Genomic DNA, 25,674 nt, shown 5'->3' with positions numbered 1-25,674 from the left:
CGGAGACCAAGCATGACCGATTCGTTATTGAAGAACTCCCCTGACGTCGCCCCGGCGGTGCGCAAGCGCAGCCTGCTGGCGCCCCTGGCCGCCGCCCTGGTGCTGGCCGGCTGCATGACGCAGCCCGTGGCCCCCGCGCCGCATGCGGGCGTGCCCGTGCCCACCCGCTTCACCGCCGGCGGCGACACGCTGCCCACGGCACCCTGGACGGTCGCCGCCCCCGCCGAGGCGCAGCCGCGCGGCGAATGGTGGCTGGGCTTTCAAGACCCGGTGCTGGCCGACCTGGTGCAGCGTGCGGGCACGGCCAATACCAGCATCCAGCAGGCCGCCGCGCGGCTGGCCGAGGCGCGCTCGCTGCTGCGCTCTGCCGACGCCGCCCGCTCGGTGCAGGTGGGCGCCTCGGCCGGCGTGGCGCGCCAGGCAGGCGCTGCCACCACCGGCAGCGCGGCACCCGCCACGCTGGGCACGGCGGGGCTCAACGCCTCCTACGAGCTGGACCTGTTCGGCCGCCTCTCGCAAACCAGCGACGCCGCGCGCCTGGACGCCGACACGCGCGAAGCCCTGCTGCAAAGCACGCGCCTCATGGTGCAGGCCGATGTGGCGCAAACCTATCTGCAATTGCGCGCCGTGCAGGCCGAGCAGGTGCTGGTGCAGGAGAGCCTGGCCGCCTACGAAGGCACGCTGCGCCTCACGCAGCGCCGCCTGCAGGCGGGCGACGTGGCTGAACTGGACGTGGCCCGCGTGCAGACCGAAGTGGCCGCCACGGAGTCCGACGCCCTGGCCCTGCAGCGCCAGCAGGCCCTGCTGACCAACGCCCTGGCCGTGCTGGCGGGCGAGGTGGCCAGCGGCTTTGTGCTGGCCCCCGCCACGGGCGACGCGGCGCTGCCGGTGATCCCGCCCGGCGTGCCCGGCACCGTGCTGGCCCGCCGCCCCGATGTGTCGGCCGCCCAGACCGCCGTGCTGGCCGCGCAGGCCCGCGTGGGCGTGGCGCAGAAGGCGTGGTTCCCGGCCGTCACGCTCACGGGCAACGCGGGGCATGCATCGCCGGAGCTGGGTGATTTGTTCAAGTGGTCCGCCCGCGCCTGGGGTGTGGGTGCGCTGCTGTCGCTGCCGATCTTTGACGGCGGCCAGCGCGATGCGCAGATCGAGGGTGCGAAGGCCCGGCTCGAAGCCGCGCTGGCCGACCACCGGGGCCAGGTGCTCAATGCCTTCCGCGACGTGGAGGACCAGTTGACCTCACTGCGCCTGTTGTCCGGCCAGGCCGAGGCCCAGGCGCGAGCGGTGACCGCCGCGCGCCGTGCGACGCAACTGTCGGACGCGCGGTACCGCAACGGCCTGGTGAGCCAGCTCGAACTGCTGGACGCCCGCCGCAGCGAGTTGCGCAACCGCCGCCAGGCATTGCAGGTGCGCACGGCGCAATACGTGGCCACGGTGGGCCTCATCCGGGCGCTGGGGGGTGGCTGGGGTGGGGAGGCAACCGCCCAGGTGGCCGCCGCGTCCGCGCAGTAGGTGCAAGCGGGGGGCGGTGGCGCGCCCTGCGCGTGGCCACCGCACGGGTGGCCCACGGCCGCCAATAGCCAGCTCCGCGGGGCGGGGTTGCACGGCCTTGTCTGCGGGGCGGCGCGCGGGCGCCTATAGTGTCCGGTTTTCCGTCTGGTCCGGCCCGCGCCGGGCCCGAGGTTGTCCGTACCACCGTTTTGTCATCAGGAGCCTTTGCATGAGCTACCCCAGCACCCAACTTTTCATTGCCGGTCAATGGCAGGATGCCGCCGATGGCAAGACCATCGCGGTGTTCAATCCGGCCACCGGCCAGGAAATCGGCCGCGTGGCCCATGCCGGCAAGGCCGACCTGGACCTGGCGCTCGCCGCCGCGCAAAAGGGATTCGAGGCCTGGCGCGACATGCCCGCCGCCGAACGCGCCAAGACCATGCGCCGCGCCGCCGCGCTGATGCGCGAGCGCGCCGAGGCGATTGCGGCCGTCATGGTGCAGGAGCAGGGCAAGCCCCTGGCCGAAGCCAAGGTCGAGACCATGGCCTCGGCCGACATCATCGAATGGTTCGCCGACGAATCCCTGCGCGTGTACGGCCGCATCGTGCCCTCGCGCAACCTCAAGGCCACGCAGATGGTGCTCAAGGACCCGGTGGGCCCCGTGGCGGCTTTCACGCCCTGGAACTTCCCCATCAACCAGGTCGTGCGCAAGCTCGCCGCCGCGCTGGCCGCGGGCTGCTCCATCCTGGTGAAGGCCCCCGAGGAAACCCCCGCCAGCCCGGCCGAGCTGATCCGCGCGTTTGCCGATGCCGGCGTGCCCGCGGGCACCGTGGGCCTGGTGTATGGCGACCCGGCTGAAATCTCCAGCTATCTCATTCCGCACCCGGTCATCCGCAAGGTCACGTTCACGGGCTCCACGCCCGTGGGCAAGCAGCTGGCGGCGCTGGCCGGCAAGCACATGAAGCGCGTGACCATGGAGCTGGGCGGCCATGCCCCCGTGATCGTGGCCGAAGACGCCGACCTGGAGCTGGCCATCAAGATCGGGAGCGGCGCCAAGTTCCGCAACGCGGGCCAGGTCTGCATCTCGCCCACCCGCTACCTGGTGCACGAGAGCATCCGTGCCGAGTTCGTCGCGGCCTTCGCCAAGTACGCCCAGGGCCTGAAAGTGGGCGACGGCCTGGCCGCCGGCACGCAGATGGGCCCGCTGGCCAACCCGCGCCGCATCACCGCCATGGCCGACCTGCTGGCCGACGCGGTGCAGCAGGGCGCCAAGGTGCTGGCCGGTGGCGAGCGCATCGGCACCGAAGGCAACTTCTTCCAGCCCACCGTGCTCAACGACGTGCCGCTGTCCGCCCGCATCGTCAACGAAGAACCCTTCGGCCCCGTGGCGGCCGTGCGCGGCTTCGAGAAGATCGAGGACGCGATCGCCGAGGCCAACCGCCTGCCGTTCGGCCTGGCCGGCTATGCCTTCACCACCTCGCTGAAGAACGCCCACCTGCTGGCGCAGCGGCTGGAAGTGGGCATGCTGTGGATCAACCAGGCTGCTGCTCCTGCCGCAGAGCTGCCGTTCGGCGGCTTGAAGGATTCGGGCTACGGCTCCGAAGGCGGCCCGGAGGCCATCGAGGCACACATGAACACGCGCCTGGTGTCGATCATGAACGTGTGAGACAACGCGAACCCGATAAAAAGGCCCCGGCCGGTGATCACCGGCCGGGGCCTTTTTTGTTTTTTGGGTGGCTTTTCTGCAGCGGGCGGCGGAACGAGAAGACGCCGGTCTGGTGTTGCATTTCAAGCGCTTTATTGCTGAATTTAATATATCAATGGTTATTTATAAGGGATCATGATTTACTGCATTCAATTTCAAATTTACTGATTGCAATTAGTGAAAAAAATCAATGAGGGATATCTGGGGAAAAAACTTTCAGAAGTTGTTTTTCTCCGGGCGCTGTGGGTGGCGGGTTTTTTCTGGATATTGGGGGCGGCTTCTTCGCTGGCGTTCGCCGCGGCGCTGCCGACCCCTGCCCTGGCACGCACGGCGGTACTTTTCATTGAAGATGATGTGGCCCACCACGAAGCGTTGATGGCTGGCGCGGGTTCAGCGGCAGAGGTTGTCGTGCTGGATGCCAGGACTGATGGCTTGCGCCAGATGGCCGACGCGCTGTCGGGCCGCAAGAACATCTCCGCCGTACATTTGATCTCGCATGGTGCGCAAGGTGCATTGGCCCTGGGCTCGCTGACCCTCGACAGCCAGGCATTGCGGGGGAGGGGCCCGGACCTCGCGCGCATTCGCGAGGCGCTTGGCGACGAGGCCGACCTGCTGCTGTACGGTTGCGAGGTGGGGCGGGGCGCTGAAGGCCAGGCATTCATGGCCCTGCTAGCCGAGGCAACCGGTGCACAGGTTGCCGCGTCCACCAACCTCACGGGTGATGCCGGTCAAGGCGGCGACTGGCTGCTGGAACACCGTACCGGCCCATTGCGCAGCACGGTCCTGGCCTTCCCCTCGTACCGCCATGTCCTGCCCACCGTCGCTGGCACCTTGTCGATCAATCCGACCCTCGCGGACAACACCTTCACGGTCTCCAAGTTCCTCGACAGCAATCTCTCGGCCCAGATCCATTTTCCCAACATCGAATACGAGATCTACTTCGCCAACGTCGGCAATACGCTCAGCGGCAGTGTCACGAACTTCGACCTGACCAGCAGCGGCAGCAACTCCATGCTGATCTTCAGCACCTTGAACCCGGTCGGCGCGCTTGTCATCAAAAGCCAGTTGAACCGTCTGTTCGGCATCACCAGTTTCGTCATCCAGGACGTGCAGGCGCTGGGAGCGACCTATACCGCCACCGGCTACCGCAACGGCGTGGCAACGGGTGCCGGCCATCCCTTTGTTGCCGATGCGGGCGGCTCCAACGTCACCGTCAATCTGCTGGCGGACTTCGGAAATGTCGACGAGGTCCGGATCACCACCACTGGCAGCGCCGGAGCGCCCAACCAGCTGTGGCAGGAAGGTTTCAACAACTTCGTGTTCACCGAGCCCACCGGCAATGCCGACTTGAGTGCCCTGTCGGCGTCGTCCGGCGGCTTTTCATTCTTGGCCGCGACAACCAGCTACGGCTTTACGGTCGCCAACGCAATAACCAGCACGACTGTCACGCCAACGGTCGACACTCCGGGCGCAACCGTCACCGTCAACGGTGTGACCGTTGCCAGCGGCACCGCCTCAGGGGCTATTGCGCTGAACGTCGGCTCCAACACCATCACCACCGTCGTCACGGCTCTCGACGGGAGCACCACCAAGACCTACACCATCACCGTCACGCGCGCGGCACCGCCCTCGAGCAATGCCAACCTGAGCAACCTAGCGCTCTCGGCAGGTACTTTGAACCCCGTGTTCGCCTCGGGCACCACCTCCTACACGGCCAGCGTGCCCTTCACTACAACATCGCTCACCGCCACGCCCACCGTGGCCGATGCCACTGCCAGCGTCACCGTCAACGGTGTCGCTGTCACCAGCGGCAATGCGTCGGGGGCCATTGCGTTGGCAGTGGGCTCCAACACGATTACCACCGTCGTGACCGCCCAGGACGGATCCACGACCAGCACCTACACCACCACCGTCACCCGCGCGGCCGCGTCGGGCAACAACCAACTGGGCGCGCTGTCGCTTTCAAGCGGCGCACTGACCCCCGCGTTTGCCTCGGGCACCACCGGCTACACGGCCAGTGTGGGCAATGCCACCACGTCGTTGACCGCCACCCCCACCGTGGCCGACGCTACCGCCAGCGTCACCGTCAATGGCGTGGCCACCACCAGCGGCAACGCCTCGGGCGCGATTGTGCTGAACGTCGGTAGCAACACCATCACCGTCACCGTCACCGCGCAGAACGGCACGCCGCTGAGCTACACCGTGACCGTGACCCGGGCCGGGTCGTCCAATGCCGACTTGTCTGCGCTGTCGCTGTCCAGCGGCACCTTGGCGCCTGCGTTTGCAGCTGGCACCACCAGCTACACGGCCAGCGTCAGCAACGCCACCACCTCGCTCACGGTGACCCCGACCGTGGCCGCCGGTACCTCCAGCGTCACCGTGAACGGTGTGGCCACGACCAGCGGCAATGCCTCGGGCGCGATTGCGCTGAATGTGGGCAGCAACACCCTGACCACGGTCGTTACGGCCCAGGACGGCACCACGACCAAGACGTATACCGTCACCGTGACCCGTGCCGCGTCGTCCAACGCTGAGTTGTCTGCGCTGAGCCCCTCTAGCGGCACTTTGAGCCCGGTGTTCGCGGCGGGCACGACGGGCTATGTCGCCTCCATCGCGGCCGGCACCTCCAGCCTTACCGTCACCCCCACCGCGGCCGCTGGCACCTCCAGCATCACCGTCAACGGGGTGGCTGTCACCAGCGGGGCCGTCTCGGGTGCCATCGCGATGAACCCGGGCAGTAACACGGTCACCATCGTCGTCACCGCCCAGAACGGCGCGACCAAAAGCTACACCGTGACCATCGCGCGCGCGCTGCCTTCGAGTGACGCTGATCTGTCTGCGCTGTCCTTGTCCAGTGGCACCTTGGCGCCTGCCTTTGCCGCTGGCACCACCAGCTACACGGCCAGCGTCGGCAACGCCACCACCTCACTCACCGTGACGCCAACCGTGGCCGATGCCACTGCCAGCGTCACAGTGAACGGGGTGGCCACCACCAGCGGCAATGCCTCGGGCGCGATTGCGCTGGCGGTGGGTGCCAACACCGTTACCACCGTCGTGACAGCGCAGGACGGCACCACCACCAAGACCTACACGGTGACGGTGACGCGGGCGGGATCGGGCGACGCCAACCTGTCGGCCCTGGACTTGTCGGGCGGCAGCATCAGCCCGGCGTTTGCGCCGAGCACCACGGGCTACACGATGTTGATCGCGGCCGCGACCACCAGCATCACCGTCACGCCGACGGTCAATGAACCGAACGCAGCGGTGACGGTCAACGGCGTTGCCGTGGCCAGCGGCAATGCCTCCGGCGCCATCGCCATGAACACCGGTGCGAACACCGTCACGGTCGTGGTCACCGCGCAGAATGGCACCACCAAGACCTACACGGTCACCGTGACGCGTGCGGTCTCGTCGAATAACGACCTGGGCGCATTGTTGTTGTCGAGCGGCACCCTGAGCCCGGTATTCAGCGCGGCCCAGCAGAACTACACCGCTACCGTGCCCGACAGCTCCATCACCGTCACCCCCACCGTGGCCGATGGCAGTGCGAGTGTCATGGTCAACGGCGTTGCCACGCCCAGCGGCAACGCGTCGGCCCCCATTGCGCTGAACGTCGGCAACAACATGGTCACTGTGCAAGTGACCGCCCAGAGCGGCTCCACCAAAAACTACACGGTCACCGTGATGCGTTCGCGCCCTACCACGGCGACGGGCATTAGCCCCACCGGAGGCGGTACGGTGAATGCCAGCCTGTCGGGGCCGGCTGGCTGCGGTTTTGACCAGGCGAATTTCATCCCCCGCACGGGAGGCGCGGGCTCGCTGCCTTCCGGGGGCACGGCCGGGTATGTGTTTCCCCAGGGTTTATTCGATGTGATCGTCGGAGGTTGCCCCAACGGTGCCGCCGTGACCATCACGCTGACTTATCCGCAGCCGTTCCCATCCGGCGCCGTGTACATGAAATACGGCCCTACGCCGGGCCAGGGTGCTCCCCACTGGTACCCGTTCCCCGGAGCGACGATCACCGGCAACACAGTCACGCTGGTACTTACGGATGGCGGCTTGGGGGATGATGATCTAGCGCTGAATGGCGCTATCCCGGATCCGGGCGGTGTGGCACTGGCCGCGGCCTCTACAGGGATTCCAACGCTTTCCCGGTGGGGTGTGCTGTTGTTGTCCTTGATGCTGGCTGCAATAGCCGTTCTGTGGACGGGTGCCCCGTCTCGTGAATAACTGGTACTTATCGCGCGTACCAGTAAGGTATCTTTGAAACGGAGATACCGCGATGAGGACAGGCAGACCGAAGACTGAACTGGTGCTGTCGGAGGAGGAGCGTTCGCAGCGGCTGTCGTTTGCTCGACGCCGCTCGCTGCCTGCGGTGGTAAGCAATCAAGGAGATTTTGAGAAACTATCAATCACATCGAAATGTGATAGTTATTCCACGTTTATATGATATTTTCTACCAGTGCCTGAGCCAGTGCGGGCGCCGTTGAGTATTTTCCGGTGTCGATGGAAATATAGTTTCCCAATTTTGTGGTTCCATAATCAGAACGACGGTGCAGCGTTGATTTTCGATCCGAAAGTGCTCCTTGGCCGGCGGCAAAAACCCATCCGCCTTCAAGGGTGGAACGCTCTGCTTGCTCGCGAATTTGCGCTACCCACGGCAATAAGGCTTGAAGATGGTTGAGAATGGAATTCGATATATCCTCAGCATCTTTGGAAGCTAAATGAGGCTCCGGTGGTGAAATGTCAGAGCTGTCTACACGCAAACCATCGGGATACCAGGAGAGGTAAAAATCACGCCCGTTGTAGTTTTTTATGTCTCCGAATGGTCCGGTGGCGATGACAGCGCAAGGGGCATGAACCGGTTCTGCAGTGCGCAAGAAAAGCGATTGACGGTATCTGTTCGACCAAACTCCTGTCGGCTCTAGCCCCGCAGTTCGATCTATCGCTAAACGACCTTGCCAGAGCGAGTTTATTACGTAGTCGTATGGGCCAAATATGCCTGCGGAAGTCTCTATTTTCCACGTGCCGTTGATTCCAACCTCTGCGGGCCGTGCAGCCATGACACGGGTTCCCATAAATTGTTGAATCAATTTTTCAGCGCCCATCGCCGGTATAAACCGCTCAGCGACCCAATTGGTATCAACGGATCTTTCTGGAACCCGAAAGCCTGCAACAATATCTGGCGACGATGTGAAGCCAGCCAGTTCGGAAGAGCTCAGCTGGTGAATCCGACTTTCAGATGCATCTGCTAGATATCGCGCTGCATCTGGGTGAGATCGCACGCGCTCAACGACTTTCTCCATGTACGTCTTCATTTCTGATGCAGATGTCACGGATTTGCGATGGCACAAATACAGATCGTCTTCGGAGGTAATGGCCGGAGCGAGGGAGGTACCGACCAATTCCTCTATCAATGGACGAAACCTGAGCCCGCCGGGAATCACATGATCCGCCGTGCTTAGCGATGGATCTGCGCTGTAGAGGCACCCCAAGTGGATTTTTCCTTCGTTCCATCGGCTTGCCGCACTGAACGGTTGTTCAGCCATATCGAAGATGGATACTTCGATCCCTTTGCGGGCAAAAAACAGCGCTGCAGAGCAGCCCATGATTCCAGCACCAAGGATGGCAATTCGGGGGGGATTTCGCATATGTCTTAATTCCAGGTCGAGACATATGATCCGGGATCATAGGGTTCGCTGGCCAATACTAAAAGTGAGGAATCCGAAACCAAATAAGTCTGGCGGCACCACACGCCAGCTCCTAAAAGGAGGCCTGGTCCGGCTGGTGTCAGCACAGTATCCACTTCTTCGTGTCCCTTTCTGAGCAAGAGGCCGATCTTTCCATGCAAGCAAATGAGGAGTTGTTCCCCGCTGCGGTGGCCATGCTCCCCCCGAATGGATCCGGTTGGGGCATCTGTCACTGTGAATGCGCGGCGTGGCGTGAAGGGCAGGCTATCAAAATCGAGGGGCAGCAGATTGCCTCGCTCATCAGTGTGAGTGGGAAGGTCAATGAAGCGGACTCGCCCCCCAAACCAACTGGAACAGAGGTTTGGAGCGATGGTGTTCATCACTTTTCCTCTTTTTTGAGATCTGGATTGTTTTGATAGAGCCATCTCGCCAAAGGGCTGGCGAGCGTCATTTTTTGCTCAGTAGTGAGGTTGGAAATCCAAATTTCCCGCATTATCGCGGCATAGACCTCATAGCGTTGGCGTTTGGAGAATTCCCAACTTCTGGATAAGCTACCGGGTTTGTAGTATTTGTAGCATAGAGTTTGAGGGATGCGTGCGAATTCTCCCAGGAGGCTCATGTGGAACAGCCACGGCCAATCTGCGGAAAATTCTCCTGCGCGATGGGTTTTGAGGCCGTTGATTTGCCGCGCTTGATTTAGGCGAAATAGTCCCCGATTGGGTACCCACCATTTATTACTCCCACTCATCATGAGTGCACCCCGTTGGACCGGGTCGCGAACACCCTCAAGCTCCGTGAATATCCAGTGCTCTTGAGTTCCGTTGGTGTTTGTCAAATGTACGTCCGAATAACTCATGACAACCTCTGGCCGCATGTCCAGCACTTCTGTCAGCAGTTTGATGTATTCGGGTTTTAGGATGTCATCGTGAAACGCAAACAGTACATAATCTGCGTCAGTCTGATCAAGTAAAAAGTTGCAGTTGCCCACATAACCTAGTCGATGCGGTTGCAAGATCACCCTGAAGCGCGAGTCTTTCTGAGCATGCGCCATGCAGATCTCATAAGTTGAATCACTGCATTCATCTACAGAGACGATAACTTCCAGGTGAGGGTAAGTCTGCGCGGAGAGGCAGTCGAGGGTTGCTTGAATGAATGCCGAAGACTGCCACGCCGGGACAAGCGCGGCCACTTTCGAGGGCTTTGGACTAGGTTGCATGGGCTTGGTAAAGTGAACTCCAATTCTCAGTGTAGTAGAGCTGAATGGGATCGCGGAGGGTTTGCCAGCCTACGTCGTGTTGGCCGCTTGCGTGCATGCCGCAGCACAGTCGGGTGGGCTAGTTCGGGATGCACCGCGACCCGCAAAAGCCTGGATACCTCCCGGAAACCGCTTGCGTCTGTTGCTCGCGGTTTCCCCTTTCTGACCATCAGAACCGGTACGTCGAAGTCAATGTGTACGTCCGTGCCTGCCCGTAGAAGCAATCCCCCCGCGCCAGGCACTGCGTGATGTGCACTTTGTCCGCGAGGTTGACCACGTTGAAGGCCACGCGCCAGTCGCCGGCGTCGTACGCCACCATCGCATCGGCCAGGGTGGCGGCCGGGGTGCTGATGGCGCTGGTGCCGCTCCACTGCGAGCCGGTGTAGCGCACGCCGGCGCCCACGGTCCAGCCGCCGCGGCCCTCGCTGGCGAAGCGGTGGCTCAGCCAGGCCGATGCGGTGTGTTTGGGCACACTGGCCACGGGGGTGCCCTGGTCGCCGGCGTTGCTGCGGCTGATCTTGGCGTCGGTAAACGCGTAGCCCAGGGTGAAGTCCCACTGGCGTGCCAGGCTGGCCTGCACTTCGGCTTCAAAGCCCCGGACCTTGACTTCGCCAATCTGCAGGCTGTTGAGCGGGTTGCCGGGGTCGTTGGTCTTGCGGTTCTTCTCGCGCAGCTGGTAGACCGCCGCGAAGGCGCTGATGCCCTGGCCGGCGGGTTGCCATTTCACGCCGGCCTCCCACTGCTCGCCGCGTTGGGGCTTGAAGGCCGTGCCATAAGCGTCCACGCCGCCCAGCGGCTGAAACGACTCGGAATAGCCTGCGTAAGGGGCCCAGCCGCCGTCCATCTGGTAGGTGAAGCCCGCACGCTTGGTCCAGGCCTTGTCGTCCACCGCGGCTGCGGGGCGGCCCACGGTGTCGGTCTGGGCGCTGTCGTGGCGAAGGCCCAGCGTGGCGGTCCAGCGGTCCCACTTGATCTGGTCCTGCAGGTAAAAGCCCAGCTGCTTTTGCACCACGTTCGGTTGTCGCACCAGCTGCGCCGCAGTGGGCGGCGTGAAGTTGCCGTACACCGGGTTGTACACGTCGATGGCCGGTGCCACGGCGCGCCAGGCCTGCTGGCCGGTGTGGTTGCGCTGCACGTCCAGGCCCGCGAGCAGGGTGTGGTCGGCGCTGCCGGTCTTGAGCTTGCCTTCGAGCTGCGTGTCGATCAGCAGCATGCGGCCGGTGTTGATGTTCCACACCGCGTCGCGCACGACGGTGCGGGCGTCGCTGTTGAACACGGGGCGCGCGGGGCGGCCCGTGGCGGCGTTGGCGGTGAAGCTGGTGTAGATGGTGCGGTAGTCCACCTCGCTCACGGTGCGGCGCAGGTTCTGGCGCACGGTCCAGTCGGCGTTCAGGCGGTGGCTGAAGAGGTAGCCCCAGGAGTTGTTGGTGGTGTCGAACGCGTCCCAGCCCGGCTCGCCGATGAAGGTGTTGCGCGGGATCTGGCCGTAGCGGCTGGCCAGCTGCGTGCCCTGCCACGGGAAGAAGCCGATCAGCGATCCGCTCTGGTCCTTCTGGTGCAGCGCCTGCAGCGTGAGCGAGGTGTCGGCGTTGGGCTTCCAGGTGAGTGAGGGCGCGAACACCAGGCGGTCGTCGTCCACATGGTCCACCTGGCTGCCGCTGTCGCGGCCCACGGCCACCAGGCGGTAGAGCCACTGGCCGTCCTGGTCGAGCGCACCCGTCAGGTCGGCGGCGATCTGCTTGCGGGCGTTGTTGCCCAGCTGCAGCTGCAGCTCGCGTTGCGTTTCTGCCTGCGGGCGTTTGCTGGTGAGGTTGAGCACGCCACCCACGCTGCCCTGGCCGTACAGCACCGAGGTCGGCCCGCGCAGAAACTCCACCCGCTCGAGCGTGTACGGGTCGGGCCGGCTGGTGTTGTAGGTGCCGTAGGTGCGCAGCAGGCCGTCCTGGTACTGCGACACGGTGCCGCCCCGTGCGGCAAAGCTGTCCACGCGGCTGTCGAAATAGTTCGATACCGCCCCGGCCGTGTACGCCGTGACCTGGCGCAGCGTTTGCACGCCCTGGGCTTCGAGCTGGTCGCGGGTGATCACGCTGATGGCCTGCGGGGTTTCGATGAGGGGCGTGTCGGTCTTGGTGGCGCTCAGTGCGCGTTTGGCGACGAAGCCGCTGACCGGTGCGGTGGGGCTTTCCTGTTCGCTGCCCGCGCTCACGGTGACGGGGGCCAGGGCCCTTTCGGCGGTGGGGGCCGCCGTGCCTTCGGCGGTGGCCTGCTGGGCGTGGGCGGCGCCGCACAGGGCGAGCAATGCGGCCTGCGCGATGGCGGTGCGGCAGGCGGTGGTGCCAGGTCTCATGGTGCTGTTTCTCCGATGGTTGAAAACTCTTCAAGCCCGAGGCGCAAGGCTTGCGCGGGCAAGCGCTGGCCTGCGGGCGGGTGGTGGGTCGGGCGGGGTGGGGGAATCGCTTGCCGTCAGAACGTGTAGTCCAGCGACACCTGCACCGTGCGCGGCTGGCCGGGCACCACGGTGCCAAAGCCGGCCGCCGTGGCCGTGCCGTCCAGGTAGTAGCGGCGGTTGCCCGCGTTCTTCAGGTTGGCCTGCAGCCGCACGCCGCCCGCGAACTGGTAGCCCACGGCCAGGTCGACCACGGTGAAGCCCGGCAGGCGCCACTTGTTGTCGTTGGCGGTGAACTTGTCGCCCTGGTGCACCAGGCCGCCGCCGACCCACAGGCCGGGCAGTTGCGGCAGGCGGTACTGCGTCCACAGCGATGCGTTGTGGCGCGTGGCCAGCGCGACACGGTTGCCCACGTTGGCACCGGCGGTGGTGTCGGACAGCACCTTGGGGTCGTGGAAGCTCGCATTGGCCGTCACCGTCCAGCCGGGGGTGATGCGGCCTTGCAGCTCCAGCTCGATGCCCTTGATGCGCTGGCGGGCGGTCAGCACCGAGTAGCCCGGGTGTTGCGGGTCGGTGGCGGGCGCGTTGGTCAGCTCCAGCTCGAAGGCCGACACCGTGGTCATCAGGCGCTGGTCCAGCCATTCCTGCTTCCAGCCCACCTCCAGCTGCTTGCCCTCCGACGGCGGCGCGGAGCGGTCGCCCCACAGCAGCGTGCTGGTGTTGGCCTGGAACGAGCGCGCATGGCTCGCGTAGAGCATGCTGCCGGGGCGGGGCTCCCAGCTGATCGCCGCGCTCGGCTGTGTCTTGCTCAGGTCGGTGGCGGGCGTGGAGTACGCGTCCTTGAAGCGGTCGTGGCGCAGGCCCAGCAGCAGGCCGAAGTCGCCCAGCACCATGCGGTCCTGCACGAACACGCCGGTGTTGCGCGCGTCCGAGGACAGCCGGGACACGCCGGTGGACGCTGCGGGTGGCACCAGGCCCGTCACCGGGTTGTAGAGGTCGACGGCACCCAGGTTGCCGGTGGCGCGCGCGCCGTACACGCCCTGGATGGTGCGCCAGTCCACGCCGGCCAGCAGGGTGTGTTGCACCGGGCCGGTCTGCACCTTGGCGCGCAGCTCGGCCAGCGCGGTGTCCGACGTGTATTCCTGCCCGGGTGCCAGCCAGTAGCCGCGCGGAACCCGGCCGTTGGCCGCAGGGCCCATGGGCGAGGGCAGGTTCACGTTGCGGTTCGTCTCGTTGCGCGACAGGTGCACGCGGCCCTGCAGCCCATCGGTGAAGCGGTGCTCCAGCTCGGTGGAGTAAAAGTGCATGCGGCCGTCGGTGGTCAGCCACGGCTCGCCGTAGAACGCGCCCACCGGCAGCACGTTGGCGCTGCGCGGGTTCTTGGGGTCGGGCACCGCCAGGCCCACGGTGGAGACGCCGTCGATGCCCTGGTACTCGGCCTGCGCGCGCCAGACGGTGTCGGGCGTGATCTGCCACTCCAGGCTGCCGGCGATGCCCTGCTTGCGCGGGGTGTTGCCGTCCACGAAGCTGCCGCCCCGGCTGGCGCCGCCATCGAGCCGGTAGCGCAGCGTGCCGTCGGCGTTGAGCGGGCCGGTGAGGTCGAACTCCGCATGGCGCCAGCCGTCGCTGCCCACGCCGACCTTCACGTTGCGCAGCGCCTCGGCCTGGGGCCGCTTGCTCACGTAGTTGACGAGGCCGCCGGGCGCGACCTGGCCGAACTCCAGCGCGGCAGGGCCCTTGATGACCTCGACCCGCTCGATGTTGAACAGTGGCGGGTCCAGCAGGTGGACGAACTTGGCGCCGTCGCGCAGGAAGTTGAAGGTGTTGTTGGCCCACAGCCCCCGGATGGAGAACTGCGAGTACGAGCCGTAGTACTCGCTGCGCATGGACACGCCCGAAGCGTTGCGCAGCACGTCGCGCTCGGTGGTGGCCATCTGCTGCTCCATCAGCGCGTTGTCGATCACGCTCACCGAGCGGGGTGTCTCCAGCACCGACAGGCCCAGGCGCGAGCTGCTCTGGGCGCGCCGTGCGGGCGTGGCGGCCGCGCCCGCGGTCGAATCGACCACATCCACCTGGCGCATCGATGGCGCCGCTGTGGGCGGGGCGGCGGGGTCTGGCGCCGCGCCGGTTTGTGCCAGGGCTGTACTGCACAGGGCCAGCAGGGCGGCGTGGGCCACGGCGGTGCGCAAAAAGTTCGGTTGGATCATGATGCTATGTTTTTAATAGCTTCTAGCGCTTGTATGTCTAGCGTTAGGTGGCAATTTGATGCTGAAAAATGGGCGTGAAGCGGCCCGCATGAACCCGCTGGCGGCATCGGCTGGCTCTGGCAGGAAGTCGGGCCGTGTGGGGTCGCGCGGCGACGGCTCCGCGCGGCGCGGCCCAGGTGCGGTGGTGCCGGATGGGCTGTACCGGGCTGCGCCGCCGCCCGGCGCAGCGGTTACGCGGCGTGGTGCGGTCGTTGTGGCTCAGTGGGTTTTGGGGGGCGTGGGCAGGGCGGGCGACGCCATGCCGTCGGCCAGCACGAAGGTCAGCGTGGTCACGTAGCTGGCTTCGCCGTACTTCTCGCCCTGGGCTTCGCCGGGGGTCTTGTCGCTGTGCTTGACCTCGGCCACGTACTGGCCCTTCCAGGGGGTGACGAAGGTCACGGTGCCGTCTTCAGCCGCCTCGGCCTCGCGCGTCCAGCCCGAGGGGGCTGCCAGCTGCACCTTGGCCTTGGGCAGCGGCGCGCCCTTGTAGACCACCTTGAACTCGCCGGGCTTGCCGGTGGGCACCAGGTCCAGCGGCGCGGTGGGCGCCACGGCTTGCGTCAGGCCCGCCACCCAGCGGGCCGAGGGCTGCCAGTACATCGCGGGCAGGTTGCGCTTGCTGCGGTCGATCAGCGGGTAGGTGGCGGCGGCGAACAGCGTGTCGGGCGTGCCGGCCACGGTGTAGGTGAAGCCGTCCTTGCCCAGCTGGCCGTCCACGCGCTGCGCCGTGGTGCCGGTGCGCTGCTCGAGTGCGGGCACGCCCTTGAACTTGTCCAGCGAGCCCGGCGAGGTCTCGCGCAGGTTGTCGTTGAACTCGCCAAAGTGCAGGCGGGCCTGGCCGCCCGCGTTTTCCAGCCACACCTGGTGGGCGTGGGCGGCGGTGACGGCGGTGAGGGATGCACAGGTGAGCAGGGCGGCGAGCAGGGCGGCCTTGCGGCGCAGGGACGAGGACATGGCAGTTTCCTTTCGGTGGTTTCAACAAAAATCGGCGAGCACGCAGCGCTGCGCGCCCCGCGCTTTGCGGGGGCGGCATCTGTGTGCGAAAGGGTGGCTGCCTACGCCCGGTGGTCAGGCGCTGGGTGGCTGTGCGGCGGTGTGCAGGGTGCAGCGTCCGGACGGACGCGCCGCTGGGGCAAGGGGCTGTGTGGGGTGAGGCGGTGCCGTCAGAAGTCCACGCCCACGCTGACCGACAGCGTGCGCGGCGCACCCACCACCAGGTAGCCCGCGCCGGGGTAGCCGCCCGATGATGCCCAGTAGTTGCGGTTGGTGAGGTTGTCCACGCGGGCGCGCAGCGTCACGAGGCGGCCTTGCACTTCGGTCAGGTAGCGCACGCCCACGTCCAGGCGGTTCCAGCCGGGCACGCTGATGGTGTTGGTGGCGTTGGCATACACCGAGCCGGTGTGCACCAGGCGGCCGTCCAGCGCCAGGCCGTTCACGCCCGGCACGTCCCACTTGGCGCCGATGTTGGCCTGCAGCCTGGGCACGCCGATCACGCGGCGGCCGTCGGTGCTGGCGGTGCCCGTGTTCAGCTGCTTGGCGTCGAGCCAGGTCAGGCCGCCCAGCAGGCGCAGGCCCTTGGTGGCCTCGCCCTGCACGGCCAGCTCGATGCCCTGGTGCCGGTCCTTGCCGTTGCTGCGGAAGATGTTGTCGCTGCCCACGTAGGCGCGCGGCTTGGTGGTGGAGAACAGCGCCACGCTGCCGCCAAAGCGGCCGCCGTCGAACTTCACGCCCACTTCCTTTTGCTTGGCGACGTAGGGCGACAGCATCTCGCCGCGGTTGGCTGCGGTGGAGGGCGCGGTCGCGCCCTGGCTCAGGCCTTCCACGTAGTTGCCGTACAGCGACAGGCTCTTGTCCAGCTTGTAGACGGCCGCCAGCAGCGGGCTGGTGCGGCTCTGGTCGTAGCGGTCGGTCTCGGCCGCCGTGCCGTAGGCGTAGTTGGCGATCTCGATGGTCTGGTGGCGCAGGCCGCCGGTGAGCAGCAGGCGCTTGTCCAGCAGCGACACCGTGTCGCCGATGGCAAAGCTGGTCAGGCGCGTGCTGCCGGTGCGGCGCGGGTCGGCCAGGTCGCCGCCCCGGAAGGCACCCGCGCTGAAGCCCGGCAGCGGGCTGTACACGGGGTTGTAGAGGTTGGTGGCCTGCGTGTTGGCAAAGTCCATCGCGTAGGCGTTCTTCTTGTCCGCGCTGAAGTGCGATGCCACCACCACCCATTCGTGGCCCATGCTGCCGGTCTGCAGCTTGCCGCGCAGGCCCAGCTCGCCGGTGTTCACGCTGTCCTTGCGGGTGTTGTCGAAGCGGTAGGTAGAGCCCGCGCCGGTGCTGCTGTCGCTCACCGTCAGGTTGGCCAGCGAGTTGGCCTCGGAGCTGCGGCGCGCGCCAGCAGCGGCCCAGCCGGTCACGTCCTGCGTGATGTCCCACTCGCCGCGCAGCGTGCCGAAGGTGTCGCGCTCGTTCGAATACGTCCAGGGCTGGGCGAAGTTGGTGCCGCCGTCCGGTGCGGTGGGCATCTGAGTGGCGGTGGCGCCCAGCGTCACGTTGGTGCGGGTGCTCTTGAGCTTGTGGTCCTGCCAGCCGATGTCGCCCGACAGGCGCACGTCGCGGCTGCGCCAGTCCAGCCCCACGGCCGCCAGGCCGAGCTTGACGTCTTCATGGTCCACGGCCGTGCCGCCGTTGTGGGTAGCCGCATTCACGCGGATGCCCGTGTTGCCGTCGGGACCGAAGCGGCGCGCGATGTCGGCCGCCAGCTGCGTCTGCCCGCCGCTGGAGACGCCGAAGGTCACGCGGTTCAAAGGCTCGTTGGGCGCGCGCTTGGGCAGCAGGTTGATCGAGCCGCCGATGCCGCCGCCATTGGGGCTGGCACCGCTCAAGAAGGCTGATGCGCCGCGCAGCACTTCCACGCGCTCGAACAGCTCGGTGGCGATGTACTGGCGCGGCAGCAGGCTGTACAGGCCGTTGTAGGCCGTGTCGTCCGAATCGAGGATGAAGCCTCGGATGAAGTACGCCTCCTGGAAGTTGCCGAAGCCGCGCGCCACGCGCACCGTGGGGTCGCTTTGCAGCACGTCACCCACGCTGCGGGCGTGGCGGTCCTGAATGAACTCGTTGGTGTAGCTGGTGATGGAGAACGGCGTGTCCATCGCGTCCTTGGTGCCCAGCACGCCGGCACGCCCGCCGCGCGCCACCTGGCCGCCAGCGTAGGCGGGCGACAGGCCTTGCGCCGATGCGTCGGCACTGGCGTTCACCGTCACGGTGGACAGCGCCTTGCCTTCCGCCGGGGTGGTTGGCGCAGCCAGCTGGGCCAGCACGGCAGGCGCAGCCAGCGCGAACATCACGGCGGCGGCAATGGCCACCGGCGTGGCGGCAAAAACGGGGCGCAGCGGGGCGGGCTGGAAGGATGTGGCTGGGCGCATGGTCGTTGTCTGAAAAGTGAAGTTGAAGGGGGTGTCAGCGCGGGGCCGAAGCGGTGTCGCTGCTGCGCATGTCGGTATCTGCAGGGTCGCCGGTGCGGCCTGGGGTGGCGTGCGGGGCAGATGTGGAACGGTGGGCATGCTGTGCAAAAGGCCACGAGAACCATCCCATCACCGCCACCGGAACGCCCAGGCCCACCCACGACCACCAGTCGCCCCAGGTGTCGGACACCAGGGCGGTGATCAGGCCCGTGGTGGTGAGCACGCCCATCACGATGGGCCAGCCCCACAGCGACCAGAACGGGGTCGGCTTCATGCGCGGCCCTCCGTGCGCGGCAGCGGGCTGCCGGTGTGTACTGAAGCGGCAGCGGTGGTGGGCAGGCCGGTGGGCACTGGGGCGGTGGCGGCTGCCGTGGTGCTGCCCGCCTGCACGCCCTTGCGCAGCCACAGGTACAGCCCGCTGCCCAGCACGACGATGGTCGCGATGTCGAGCAGCGCCCAGATGATCTTCATGGGCATGCCGCCGTAGTCGCCAAAGTGCAGCGGCTGCGAGACCAGCAGCGCCGTGAGGTACCAGGGCAGCTGCGGCGCGGCGGTGACCTGGGCTGTGCGCGCGTCCACCATGACGGGCTGCAGCAGCCGCGAGGTCAGCGGTTCCTTGCCGCGCAGGAAGAAGGTGTTGTGGTGGGGACTGGAGAACGCGGTGCCCGGGAAGGCGATGAACGACAGCTTCATCTCCGGCGCGTGCGCCTGGGCCGCCTGCAGGGACTGCTGCAGCGGGCCGCGCTCGGCCACGGGCACGGTGGGCTGGCCTTCGTAGGGCTTGAGCAGGACGGACAGCTGGTCGTACTGCCAGTACTTGATCATCAGGTCCGCCCAGGTATTGATCATGCCCGTGGCGCCCACCACGAGGGCCCAGACCAGGGTGACGATGCCCAGCAGGTTGTGCAGGTCGAGCCACTTGACGCGGGTGGAGCGGTCCCGGCGCACCTCTCCGAAAGCCAGCTTGCGCATGAACGGCGCGTACAGCACCACGCCGGTGACGATGGCCACCAGCAGCAGCAAGCCCATGAACCCCAGGAACAGCTTGCCCGCCAGGCCCGCGAACAGGTCCACATGCAGGCGGAACATGAGGTACATGAAACCCTGGTCCACCGGCCGCTGCGACAGCACGGCGGCCGTGCGCGCGTCCACCGCGATCGACTTGAAATCCTCGGTCGGCGCGGGCGTGGGCGTGAGGGTGACGAACCACAGCGCGTCGTCGTCCTCGGGCTGCGAGGCGAACTGCACCACGCGCTCGGGGTGCAGGGCCTGCGCGGCGGCCAGCACCTTGTCCAGGCTGGCGCGCGGCGTGTGGGCGGGCATGGGGGGCGCCTCGACCTCGGTGCCCAGCAGGTGGCCGATCTCGTGGTGGAAGATGAGCGGCAGGCCGGTGAGGCACAGCAGCAGCATGAAGACGGTGCACACCAGGCTGGACCACTTGTGGGTCCAGCTCCAGCGGCGCAAGGCGGTGGGGCTCATGGCGGTGTCGGAAGGTAGGGGCGCGGTGCCCGCGCGCGCGCCCGGTCCCCGCGCGGCGAGCACGGGCGACGCGGCGGTGGAGATGCCACCCAGGTGGCAAAAGCAGGGGCGAATGAAGTCAAGCCAGGCAACCCGGAAACGTCGAAGGGGCGGTGGGTGCTGGCTGCAGCCGGCTGCGGGGCGCGGGCTGTGGCTTGCGGATACCTAATTTTACATTGCAAATGGGAATTATTCCTATTGTGGGGATGCGCGGGGCGCCGCGTTGTCTGGGATGAGCAACACCCGGTGGCGGGTGGGCGCGTGCAGGGGGCGCCCGCCCGTGGCATCGCGTGCAGTGCCCCGGCGCACTGGCGTTGGCCGAGCCACCAAAGTGCTTGCGTGGCTATAGTGCGCGGGCGTGCCCGAACGGGTGCGTGACCGTCGCCACTACAACACTTGGCCTTCCGGCCATCAAAAGACACTTTCATCCATGAAACATTGCCTTGCCCTTTGCGCCATCGCGCTGGCTGGCTGCGCTTCGCAGTACCACCCCCAACCCACCGCCGACAGCGCCACGCTGAAGATCGTCGGCAACAACGCCCACTTCTTCACCGAGGCGTACGAGAACGAAGACTGCGTGCCCCACAAGGACGGCATCCGTCTGGCGACCTTCACCGGGATGACGAAGGACGTGGAGAACCCTTCCGTGGGCAAGACGGTGCAGATTCCGGCCGGCAAGCCGTTCGTGCTCTCGCACTACTACATCGATGCGCGCGTGGCCCAGAACCGGATCTGCCGGGTGACCGTGGCCTTCGTACCCGAGCGTGGCCAGAGCTACCAGACATACTTCCATGTGGAGCCGGACGTGAGCAGCTGCGATACCGTGGTGTCCGCCAGTACCGGCAGCCCGTCCATGAACGTGCCATCGTTCAAGTACGGCCGCAACCTGTGCGTGAGCGGCGAGAACCACGGGCCCGTCGCGCGCAAGGCCACACGGCTCGACTGGAAGGTGAACCTGCAGCGCGCTCCCGCACGCTGAGGCGCGGCAGCCGGCGGGCCCGGGCAGGCCCGCTGGCGGTAGCCCGCTTCCCCGTCAGTACCGCGCCTTGAGAGCCACCGTCACGCGGCGTGGCTCGCCATAGAAGTTCTGGCGCGACACGCCGGATACCTTCTCGTAGTAGGTCTTGTCCAGCAGGTTGTCCACCGACAGGTTCAACGACAGGTGGTCGTTGATCTGGTAGCCCACCTGCGCGTTGAACACCGCGTAGCCGGGCGCGTTGATGCGCAGCGCGCCGCTTTGCGCGAAGAACGCGCTGCGGTAGGACATGCCTCCGCCCACGCTGAAGCCGCGCAGCGCCGGGCTGGTGAAGGCATAGCGGGTGAACAGGTTCACGCTGTGGCGCGGCGTGATGGGGCTGAACACCTGGCCCTGCTGGGCGACGGGCGCCTTCAGGTAGCGGGTGTCGTTGTAGGCGTAGCCCGCCACGATGTCCCAGCCGGGCTGTGGCTGGCCGCTGACCTCGGTCTCGAAGCCCTGCGCGCGCACCTTGCCGCCGGCGATCGATGCGTTGGTCACCACCGGGTCGGCGACAGCGCGGTTCTCGTCGATGATGCGGAACAGCGCTGCATGGGCCTGCAGGCGCTTTTGCAGGAACTCGCCCTTGACACCCAGCTCGACCTGCTTGCCCGTGCGCGGGTCGAGCAGTTGCTTGGCCGCGGTGAGCTGGGTTTGCACCACGAAGGTTTCGGCGTAGCTGGCGTAGCCGGTGTACTGCGGGTGGAAGTCCCACATCAGCGCGATGGAGGGCACGAACTGGCGGCCGGGATCGGCCGATGCCGTGACCGCGCCGGTACTGGTACTCCGCGTCACCACCTCGGCCCACGACAGGCGCCCCCCCGCGAGCAGCTTGACGGTGTCGGCCAGGCTGACCTGGGCCTGCCCGTACAGCGCGTTCTCGCGGCGGGTGACGATGGAGGTGAAGCCCTTGAGCGTGATGTCGGGGTACGCCAGGTCGTAGTTGGGCCGCAGCAGGTTGAAGGGCAGGGTCGGCCCGTAGATGTAGTTGCCGTCCCAGGTCCTGCCTTCGTTGTGGCTGGCGCCCACCAGCAGCTTGTGGGTGCGGCCCGCCACCTGCACCGGCGTGGCCAGGAAGGCGTCGTAGTTGCGGGTGCGCACGTGGAAGTCGCCGTCCACGGTTTCCATGGTGAAGCTGCCGTCGGCGGCCAGGGCGCTGTTGGCCCGGGCCGAGCGGTAGAAGGCCGTGCGGTCGATGTCCCGCGCGGACAGGCGCACCACGCCGCCGCCGGCCAGGCGGTGCTCCAGCTCGGCGAAAACGTCGGTGGTTTCCAGGTCCTGGCGGTTGGCGCGCAGGCCGGCAAAAGAACTGCGGGGCAGGTCGGCCAGTCGGCCATCGGCATACGTGGGCAGGCCCTGGTCGATGGCGGCGCGCACGCGCTGCTGCGCCGCGCCCACCGACACGGTGGTGGACGGGGCGATGTCCCATTCCAGCGTGCCGTAGCCCAGGCGCTTGTTGTTGAACAGCGTGTCGATGTGGCTGTCGCGGTCTTCCACCACGGCCACGGCGCGCGCGCGGATCGTGCCTTCGGCGTTGAGGCCGCCGCCCACGTCCACCGTGCCGCGGCGCAGGCCGAACGAGCCCACCGCCGCATCGGCACCGATGGCCAGCTTGGCCGGGGCGCGCTTGCGCACCAGGTTGACGGTGCCGCCGGGTTCGCTCGCGCCCTGCAGCAGGCCGGCCGGGCCGCGCAGCACTTCGATGCGGTCGTACATGGCCGTATCGAGCGTGCTGTAGTTGCCTTGCGGAATGGGCACACCGTCGAGCTGGATGGCGCCCAGGTCGAAGCCGCGCGACTGGAACGAGTTGTAGTTGCCCGCGCCGTCCAGCCGCGTGATGGTCATGCCAGTGCTCAGCTTGATGGCGTCTTCCACCTTGGTCAGGTTGCGGTCGTCGAGCTGCTGGCGCGTGACCACGCTGATGGACTGGGGCGTCTCGCGCGGCGCCTGCTGCAGCTTGCCCACGCTGACTTCGCGGGCGGTGTACTGGCCGCTGCCCTCGGTGGTGGCGCCGTCCGCGCCGTCGGTCACCTTGACCTCGGGCAGGGCGGCGGTGGCGGCAGGGGTGGGGGCTGTCTGTGCCTGGGCCTGGGCTGTGGCCAGCGTGGCCAGCAGCGAGGCCGCCAGGGCCAATGGGTGCATGCGCATGGTGCTTCTCCTCCTCGATGTTGCTATGAATTGAGTAGCTGCCAGCGCTTTTCCATCAAGCGCTGGTGGCGTAAAAGGCTTTGAATTTGCTGGCGGCGCCTGCATGTGCCGTGTCAGAACCGCGTGCGCAGCGTCACCTGCAGCGCGCGGGGCGAGCCGGGCAGGATCAGGTTGTCGTTGCTGCCGTGGGCCGACACGTAGTACTTGCGGTTGGCCAGGTTCTTCACGTTCACGTCCACATCCCACTGGCCCACCGTGTACTGCAGGGCGGCGTCCAGCGTGGTGTAGCCGGGCAGGGTGACCAGGTTGGTCAGCGAGGTGAAGCGCGCACCCACGTAGTTCACGCCGCCGCCCACGCGCAGGCCGTGGCCCAGGTCCTTCATGGCCCATACGAACGCGGAGTTGCGCGGCGTGAGCGCGGCCACCTTGCCCTGCGCCGCGATGGCCGCTGTGGGCAACTGCAGCGAGCCCGTGGTGGCCAGCGACCTGGTCATGCGGCCATCGAGCCACGCGTAGCCGGCGCTCAGGTCCCAGCGGCCGGGCAGGCGGCCATTGGCGGTCAGCTCCAGGCCGTTGGTGCGCTGAGTGCCCACGTTGATCTGGCGCGACGGGTTGGCCGGGTCGGTGTTCTTGATGTTGGTGCGCTCGAGGTTGAAGAGCGCGCCGGTGAAGTTCAGGCGGCCGTCCAGCACATCGAGCTTCACGCCGATTTCCTTGTTCTCGGTGATCTCGGGCTCGGCGCCGGTGGTGTTGGCGGCCAGCGCAAAGGTCTCGGCCGAGGGCTGGAACGACTTGCTGTACGACACGTAGTACGACAGCGTTTCGCTGGGCTGCCACACCAGGCCCGCGCGGGGGCTGAACTTCTTGTCGGTGCGCGAGAGGCCCGCGAGCTTGCGGTCGAACGTGGTCTCCTGCCCGAACACGTCGTAGCGCGCGCCCACCAGCGCCTTCCACTGGGGCGCCAGCGTGATCTGGTTTTGCCAGTACAGCGCGGCGGTGTCCTGCGTGGTGTGGCTGGGGATGGCGCCGTCGGCCGCAAAGCTGGCGGCCGGGATAGCCGGAGCAGGGCGGTTGCCGGGGTTGAAGATCGGCACGCGGTCGGCGCCGCCCGAGACGGACTCGGCGCGCTTCTTCTGCTGGCCCAGTTCCACGCCCATCAGCCATTCCTGCTGGAAGCCGCCCAGCTGGTGGCGCCAGGTGACGTCGGTCTGGTTGAAGAAGCCTTTTTCGTCGCGCAGGACGAACGAGCGCGTGCGGCCCACGGTCAGGTTCACCGGGTCGGTGGTGCCGCCGGGCAGGGTGTTGTAGCGGTCCAGCGCGTAGTCGTACAGGCGCGTGACGTTGCGCACCGACCAGTCGTCGTTGAAGCGGTGGTTCAGCGTGGCCGCGAACGATTGCATGGTGCTGGTGGTGGTGTCGTCCTGCGCGGCGTTGCTGGAGCCGTAGTACGTGCGGGGCGACACGTTGACGGGGCGGCCGTTGAGCGCCGGAATGCCGAAGTCCGTCAGGCGCTGGTCGCGGGCGTGGGTGTACTGCAGCAGCAGGTCGGTCTGCGCGGCAAGCTTGAGCGCAAGCGACGGCGCGAAGTTGTGGCGCTTGACGAACTGCTGGTCGCGGTAGCTGCCCGAGTCCTCCACCGCGGCGTTGATGCGAAAGGCCGCGGTGTCGCTGATGCCCACATTCACATCGGCCGTGGCGCGGCGGTAGTCGAAGCTGCCCAGGCCCAGCGAGGCCTCGCCCGAGGTCTCGCCGAACCTGGGCTTCTTGGTCACGCGGTTGATCAGGCCGCCCGACGAGCCGCGCCCGTACAGCACGGCGGCGGGGCCCTTGAGCACCTCCACCCGCTCGATGTCGGCCAGGTCGCGGAAGTACAGGGCATCGTCGCGCACGCCGTCGACAAACTGGTCGGCGATGGCCGTGAAGCCGCGGATCACCACCTGGTCGCGCTGCCCGTCGCCGTGGCTCATGGCCACGCCGGGCACGTTGCGCAGCACGTCTTCCATCGACCGCGCGCCCTGGTCGCGCATGAGCTGCTCGGGCACCACGTTCACGGCCTGGGGCACGTCGCGCAGCGGCGCACTGCCCTTGGTGGCCGAGGTGCTGGCGGCGGGTGAATAGCCATCGTCCCCCGTGGTGGACTGCACCGTGACCTCGCCCAGCGTCTGCGGTGCGGTGGCCGGCGGCGGGCTCTGCGCCCACGCGGCGCTGCAAAGCGCGGCGAGCAGGGCAGCCGACAGGGGTCTGAGCGTGTGGGACTGGCGGATGGCGTGCATGGTTTTCCTTGAGCGTGTGCGCAGCGCAGATGAAGACGGCAACCCCGCACCCCGTGCCTGGCGCGGGCCGGTGGTCGGCCCTTGGCTGGGAGGTGTGCGAAGCGTGAAAAGGGGTGAGGGTGGTGGCGGTAACGTTCAGGGGCGGAGGTCTGGCGGGCGGGCGGCGGTGTTCATCACCAGCCCCAGGCCCACGCGAGCAGGCCGCCCGCCAGGGCCGCGCCCGCCAAGGCCGGGGCGCGCCGGGGTTGCCAGGTCATGGTGGCCGTCACGGCCACCGCCGCCACGGAGAGCGCGACGGTCCAGGCGGTGACGCCCAGCGAGGCTGGGGTCTCGCCCGAGGGGCGGGCCGCCAGCCACAGCGACAGCAGCAGCACCAGCCACCCGGCGCGGCGCAGGTGCAGCAGGCGGCGCTCTGTGCCTTCCCGGCCCAGCGCGTCTTCATGGTGGCGGTCCATGCCCAGTGCGATGGCGGACCACGCCGCGAAACACAGCAGAAAAGCGGACATG

16 protein-coding genes are annotated in these 25,674 nt (G+C 67.0%); 4 read left to right on the top strand and 12 right to left on the bottom strand.

The window, feature by feature from the left end:
• The first annotated feature begins 12 nt into the window (after positions 1-12).
• The 3 genes from AC3RCE_RS17390 to AC3RCE_RS17380 all read left to right on the top strand — a co-directional run bounded on the left by AC3RCE_RS17390 (position 13) and on the right by AC3RCE_RS17380 (position 7,423).
• Positions 13-1,509 carry an efflux transporter outer membrane subunit gene (locus AC3RCE_RS17390; protein ID WP_492253570.1) on the top strand — a complete coding sequence of 499 codons (1,497 nt, stop codon included), beginning with the start codon at positions 13-15 and terminating at the stop codon, positions 1,507-1,509.
• A 208-nt stretch (positions 1,510-1,717) separates the two neighbouring features.
• Positions 1,718-3,154, top strand: coding sequence for an NAD-dependent succinate-semialdehyde dehydrogenase (locus AC3RCE_RS17385; protein WP_218295422.1), 1,437 nt, complete (start codon positions 1,718-1,720; stop codon positions 3,152-3,154).
• Positions 3,155-3,370: 216 nt separating this feature from the next.
• Positions 3,371-7,423: a cadherin-like beta sandwich domain-containing protein gene (locus AC3RCE_RS17380; protein WP_492253569.1), complete on the top strand. Its 4,053-nt coding sequence runs from the start codon at positions 3,371-3,373 to the stop codon at positions 7,421-7,423.
• Between the two features lie 212 nt (positions 7,424-7,635).
• Here AC3RCE_RS17380 and AC3RCE_RS17375 read toward each other — a convergent pair whose 3' ends face one another.
• The 9 genes from AC3RCE_RS17375 to AC3RCE_RS17335 all read right to left on the bottom strand — a co-directional run bounded on the left by AC3RCE_RS17375 (position 7,636) and on the right by AC3RCE_RS17335 (position 19,692).
• The gene (locus tag AC3RCE_RS17375) at positions 7,636-8,844 is read right to left on the bottom strand and encodes an FAD-dependent oxidoreductase (RefSeq protein WP_492253568.1); all 1,209 of its coding nucleotides are present in this window, start codon (positions 8,842-8,844) and stop codon (positions 7,636-7,638) included.
• Between the two features lie 5 nt (positions 8,845-8,849).
• Positions 8,850-9,263, bottom strand: coding sequence for a sugar 3,4-ketoisomerase (locus AC3RCE_RS17370; protein WP_218295419.1), 414 nt, complete (start codon positions 9,261-9,263; stop codon positions 8,850-8,852).
• On the bottom strand, positions 9,263-10,072 hold the full coding sequence (locus AC3RCE_RS17365) for a glycosyltransferase family 2 protein (RefSeq protein WP_369642901.1): 810 nt from the start codon (positions 10,070-10,072) through the stop codon (positions 9,263-9,265). Before AC3RCE_RS17365 ends, AC3RCE_RS17370 begins: the two co-directional genes overlap by 1 nt.
• Before the next feature lie 235 nt (positions 10,073-10,307).
• Positions 10,308-12,485 (bottom strand): TonB-dependent siderophore receptor, encoded by a 2,178-nt coding sequence (locus AC3RCE_RS17360; protein WP_492253567.1) that lies wholly within the window; start codon positions 12,483-12,485, stop codon positions 10,308-10,310.
• A 116-nt stretch (positions 12,486-12,601) separates the two neighbouring features.
• Positions 12,602-14,731 (bottom strand): TonB-dependent siderophore receptor, encoded by a 2,130-nt coding sequence (locus tag AC3RCE_RS17355; RefSeq protein ID WP_492253566.1) that lies wholly within the window; start codon positions 14,729-14,731, stop codon positions 12,602-12,604.
• A 258-nt stretch (positions 14,732-14,989) separates the two neighbouring features.
• Positions 14,990-15,724 (bottom strand): TonB-dependent receptor, encoded by a 735-nt coding sequence (locus AC3RCE_RS17350; protein ID WP_492253565.1) that lies wholly within the window; start codon positions 15,722-15,724, stop codon positions 14,990-14,992.
• 209 nt (positions 15,725-15,933) lie between these two features.
• A complete protein-coding gene (locus tag AC3RCE_RS17345) occupies positions 15,934-18,174 on the bottom strand; it encodes a TonB-dependent receptor (RefSeq protein WP_492253564.1) in 2,241 nt (746 codons plus the stop codon).
• Positions 18,175-18,208: 34 nt separating this feature from the next.
• Positions 18,209-18,487 carry a hypothetical protein gene (locus tag AC3RCE_RS17340; protein ID WP_492253563.1) on the bottom strand — a complete coding sequence of 93 codons (279 nt, stop codon included), beginning with the start codon at positions 18,485-18,487 and terminating at the stop codon, positions 18,209-18,211.
• Positions 18,484-19,692 carry a PepSY-associated TM helix domain-containing protein gene (locus AC3RCE_RS17335; protein ID WP_492253562.1) on the bottom strand — a complete coding sequence of 403 codons (1,209 nt, stop codon included), beginning with the start codon at positions 19,690-19,692 and terminating at the stop codon, positions 18,484-18,486. The genes AC3RCE_RS17340 and AC3RCE_RS17335 overlap by 4 nt, the downstream gene beginning before the upstream one ends.
• A gap of 469 nt (positions 19,693-20,161) precedes the next feature.
• On the opposite strand from AC3RCE_RS17335, the gene AC3RCE_RS17330 reads away from it, so the two are divergent.
• Entirely contained in the window at positions 20,162-20,710 is a 549-nt protein-coding gene (locus AC3RCE_RS17330; RefSeq protein ID WP_218340223.1) for a hypothetical protein, read from the top strand.
• A gap of 54 nt (positions 20,711-20,764) precedes the next feature.
• On the opposite strand, the gene AC3RCE_RS17325 is transcribed toward AC3RCE_RS17330, so the two are convergent.
• The 3 genes from AC3RCE_RS17325 to AC3RCE_RS17315 form a co-directional block, all read right to left on the bottom strand.
• Complete coding sequence (locus tag AC3RCE_RS17325) at positions 20,765-22,894, bottom strand: TonB-dependent siderophore receptor (RefSeq protein ID WP_492253561.1); 2,130 nt, start codon at positions 22,892-22,894, stop codon at positions 20,765-20,767.
• A 113-nt stretch (positions 22,895-23,007) separates the two neighbouring features.
• Positions 23,008-25,167 carry a TonB-dependent receptor gene (locus AC3RCE_RS17320; protein WP_492253560.1) on the bottom strand — a complete coding sequence of 720 codons (2,160 nt, stop codon included), beginning with the start codon at positions 25,165-25,167 and terminating at the stop codon, positions 23,008-23,010.
• A gap of 173 nt (positions 25,168-25,340) precedes the next feature.
• On the bottom strand, positions 25,341-25,673 hold the full coding sequence (locus tag AC3RCE_RS17315) for a DUF3325 domain-containing protein (RefSeq protein WP_492253559.1): 333 nt from the start codon (positions 25,671-25,673) through the stop codon (positions 25,341-25,343).
• Position 25,674 lies beyond the last annotated feature (1 nt).

It is taken from the genome of Acidovorax sp. GW823-FHT05D11 (assembly GCF_058795695.1).
Note: the sequence above shows the minus strand (reverse complement) of the source record. Positions and strands in the feature narration are given on the sequence as shown.

What these genes read in the sequence shown, in the direction of transcription:
- AC3RCE_RS17390 (WP_492253570.1), top strand. Translation starts at nt 13, where the DNA reads ATGACCGATTCGTTATTGAAGAACTCCCCTGACGTCGCCCCGGCGGTG.
- AC3RCE_RS17385 (WP_218295422.1), top strand. Translation starts at nt 1,718, where the DNA reads ATGAGCTACCCCAGCACCCAACTTTTCATTGCCGGTCAATGGCAGGAT.
- AC3RCE_RS17375 (WP_492253568.1), bottom strand. Translation starts at nt 8,844, where the DNA reads ATGCGAAATCCCCCCCGAATTGCCATCCTTGGTGCTGGAATCATGGGC.
- AC3RCE_RS17370 (WP_218295419.1), bottom strand. Translation starts at nt 9,263, where the DNA reads ATGAACACCATCGCTCCAAACCTCTGTTCCAGTTGGTTTGGGGGGCGA.
- AC3RCE_RS17360 (WP_492253567.1), bottom strand. Translation starts at nt 12,485, where the DNA reads ATGAGACCTGGCACCACCGCCTGCCGCACCGCCATCGCGCAGGCCGCA.
- AC3RCE_RS17355 (WP_492253566.1), bottom strand. Translation starts at nt 14,731, where the DNA reads ATGATCCAACCGAACTTTTTGCGCACCGCCGTGGCCCACGCCGCCCTG.
- AC3RCE_RS17350 (WP_492253565.1), bottom strand. Translation starts at nt 15,724, where the DNA reads ATGTCCTCGTCCCTGCGCCGCAAGGCCGCCCTGCTCGCCGCCCTGCTC.
- AC3RCE_RS17345 (WP_492253564.1), bottom strand. Translation starts at nt 18,174, where the DNA reads ATGCGCCCAGCCACATCCTTCCAGCCCGCCCCGCTGCGCCCCGTTTTT.
- AC3RCE_RS17340 (WP_492253563.1), bottom strand. Translation starts at nt 18,487, where the DNA reads ATGAAGCCGACCCCGTTCTGGTCGCTGTGGGGCTGGCCCATCGTGATG.
- AC3RCE_RS17335 (WP_492253562.1), bottom strand. Translation starts at nt 19,692, where the DNA reads ATGAGCCCCACCGCCTTGCGCCGCTGGAGCTGGACCCACAAGTGGTCC.
- AC3RCE_RS17330 (WP_218340223.1), top strand. Translation starts at nt 20,162, where the DNA reads ATGAAACATTGCCTTGCCCTTTGCGCCATCGCGCTGGCTGGCTGCGCT.
- AC3RCE_RS17325 (WP_492253561.1), bottom strand. Translation starts at nt 22,894, where the DNA reads ATGCGCATGCACCCATTGGCCCTGGCGGCCTCGCTGCTGGCCACGCTG.
- AC3RCE_RS17320 (WP_492253560.1), bottom strand. Translation starts at nt 25,167, where the DNA reads ATGCACGCCATCCGCCAGTCCCACACGCTCAGACCCCTGTCGGCTGCC.
- AC3RCE_RS17315 (WP_492253559.1), bottom strand. Translation starts at nt 25,673, where the DNA reads ATGTCCGCTTTTCTGCTGTGTTTCGCGGCGTGGTCCGCCATCGCACTG.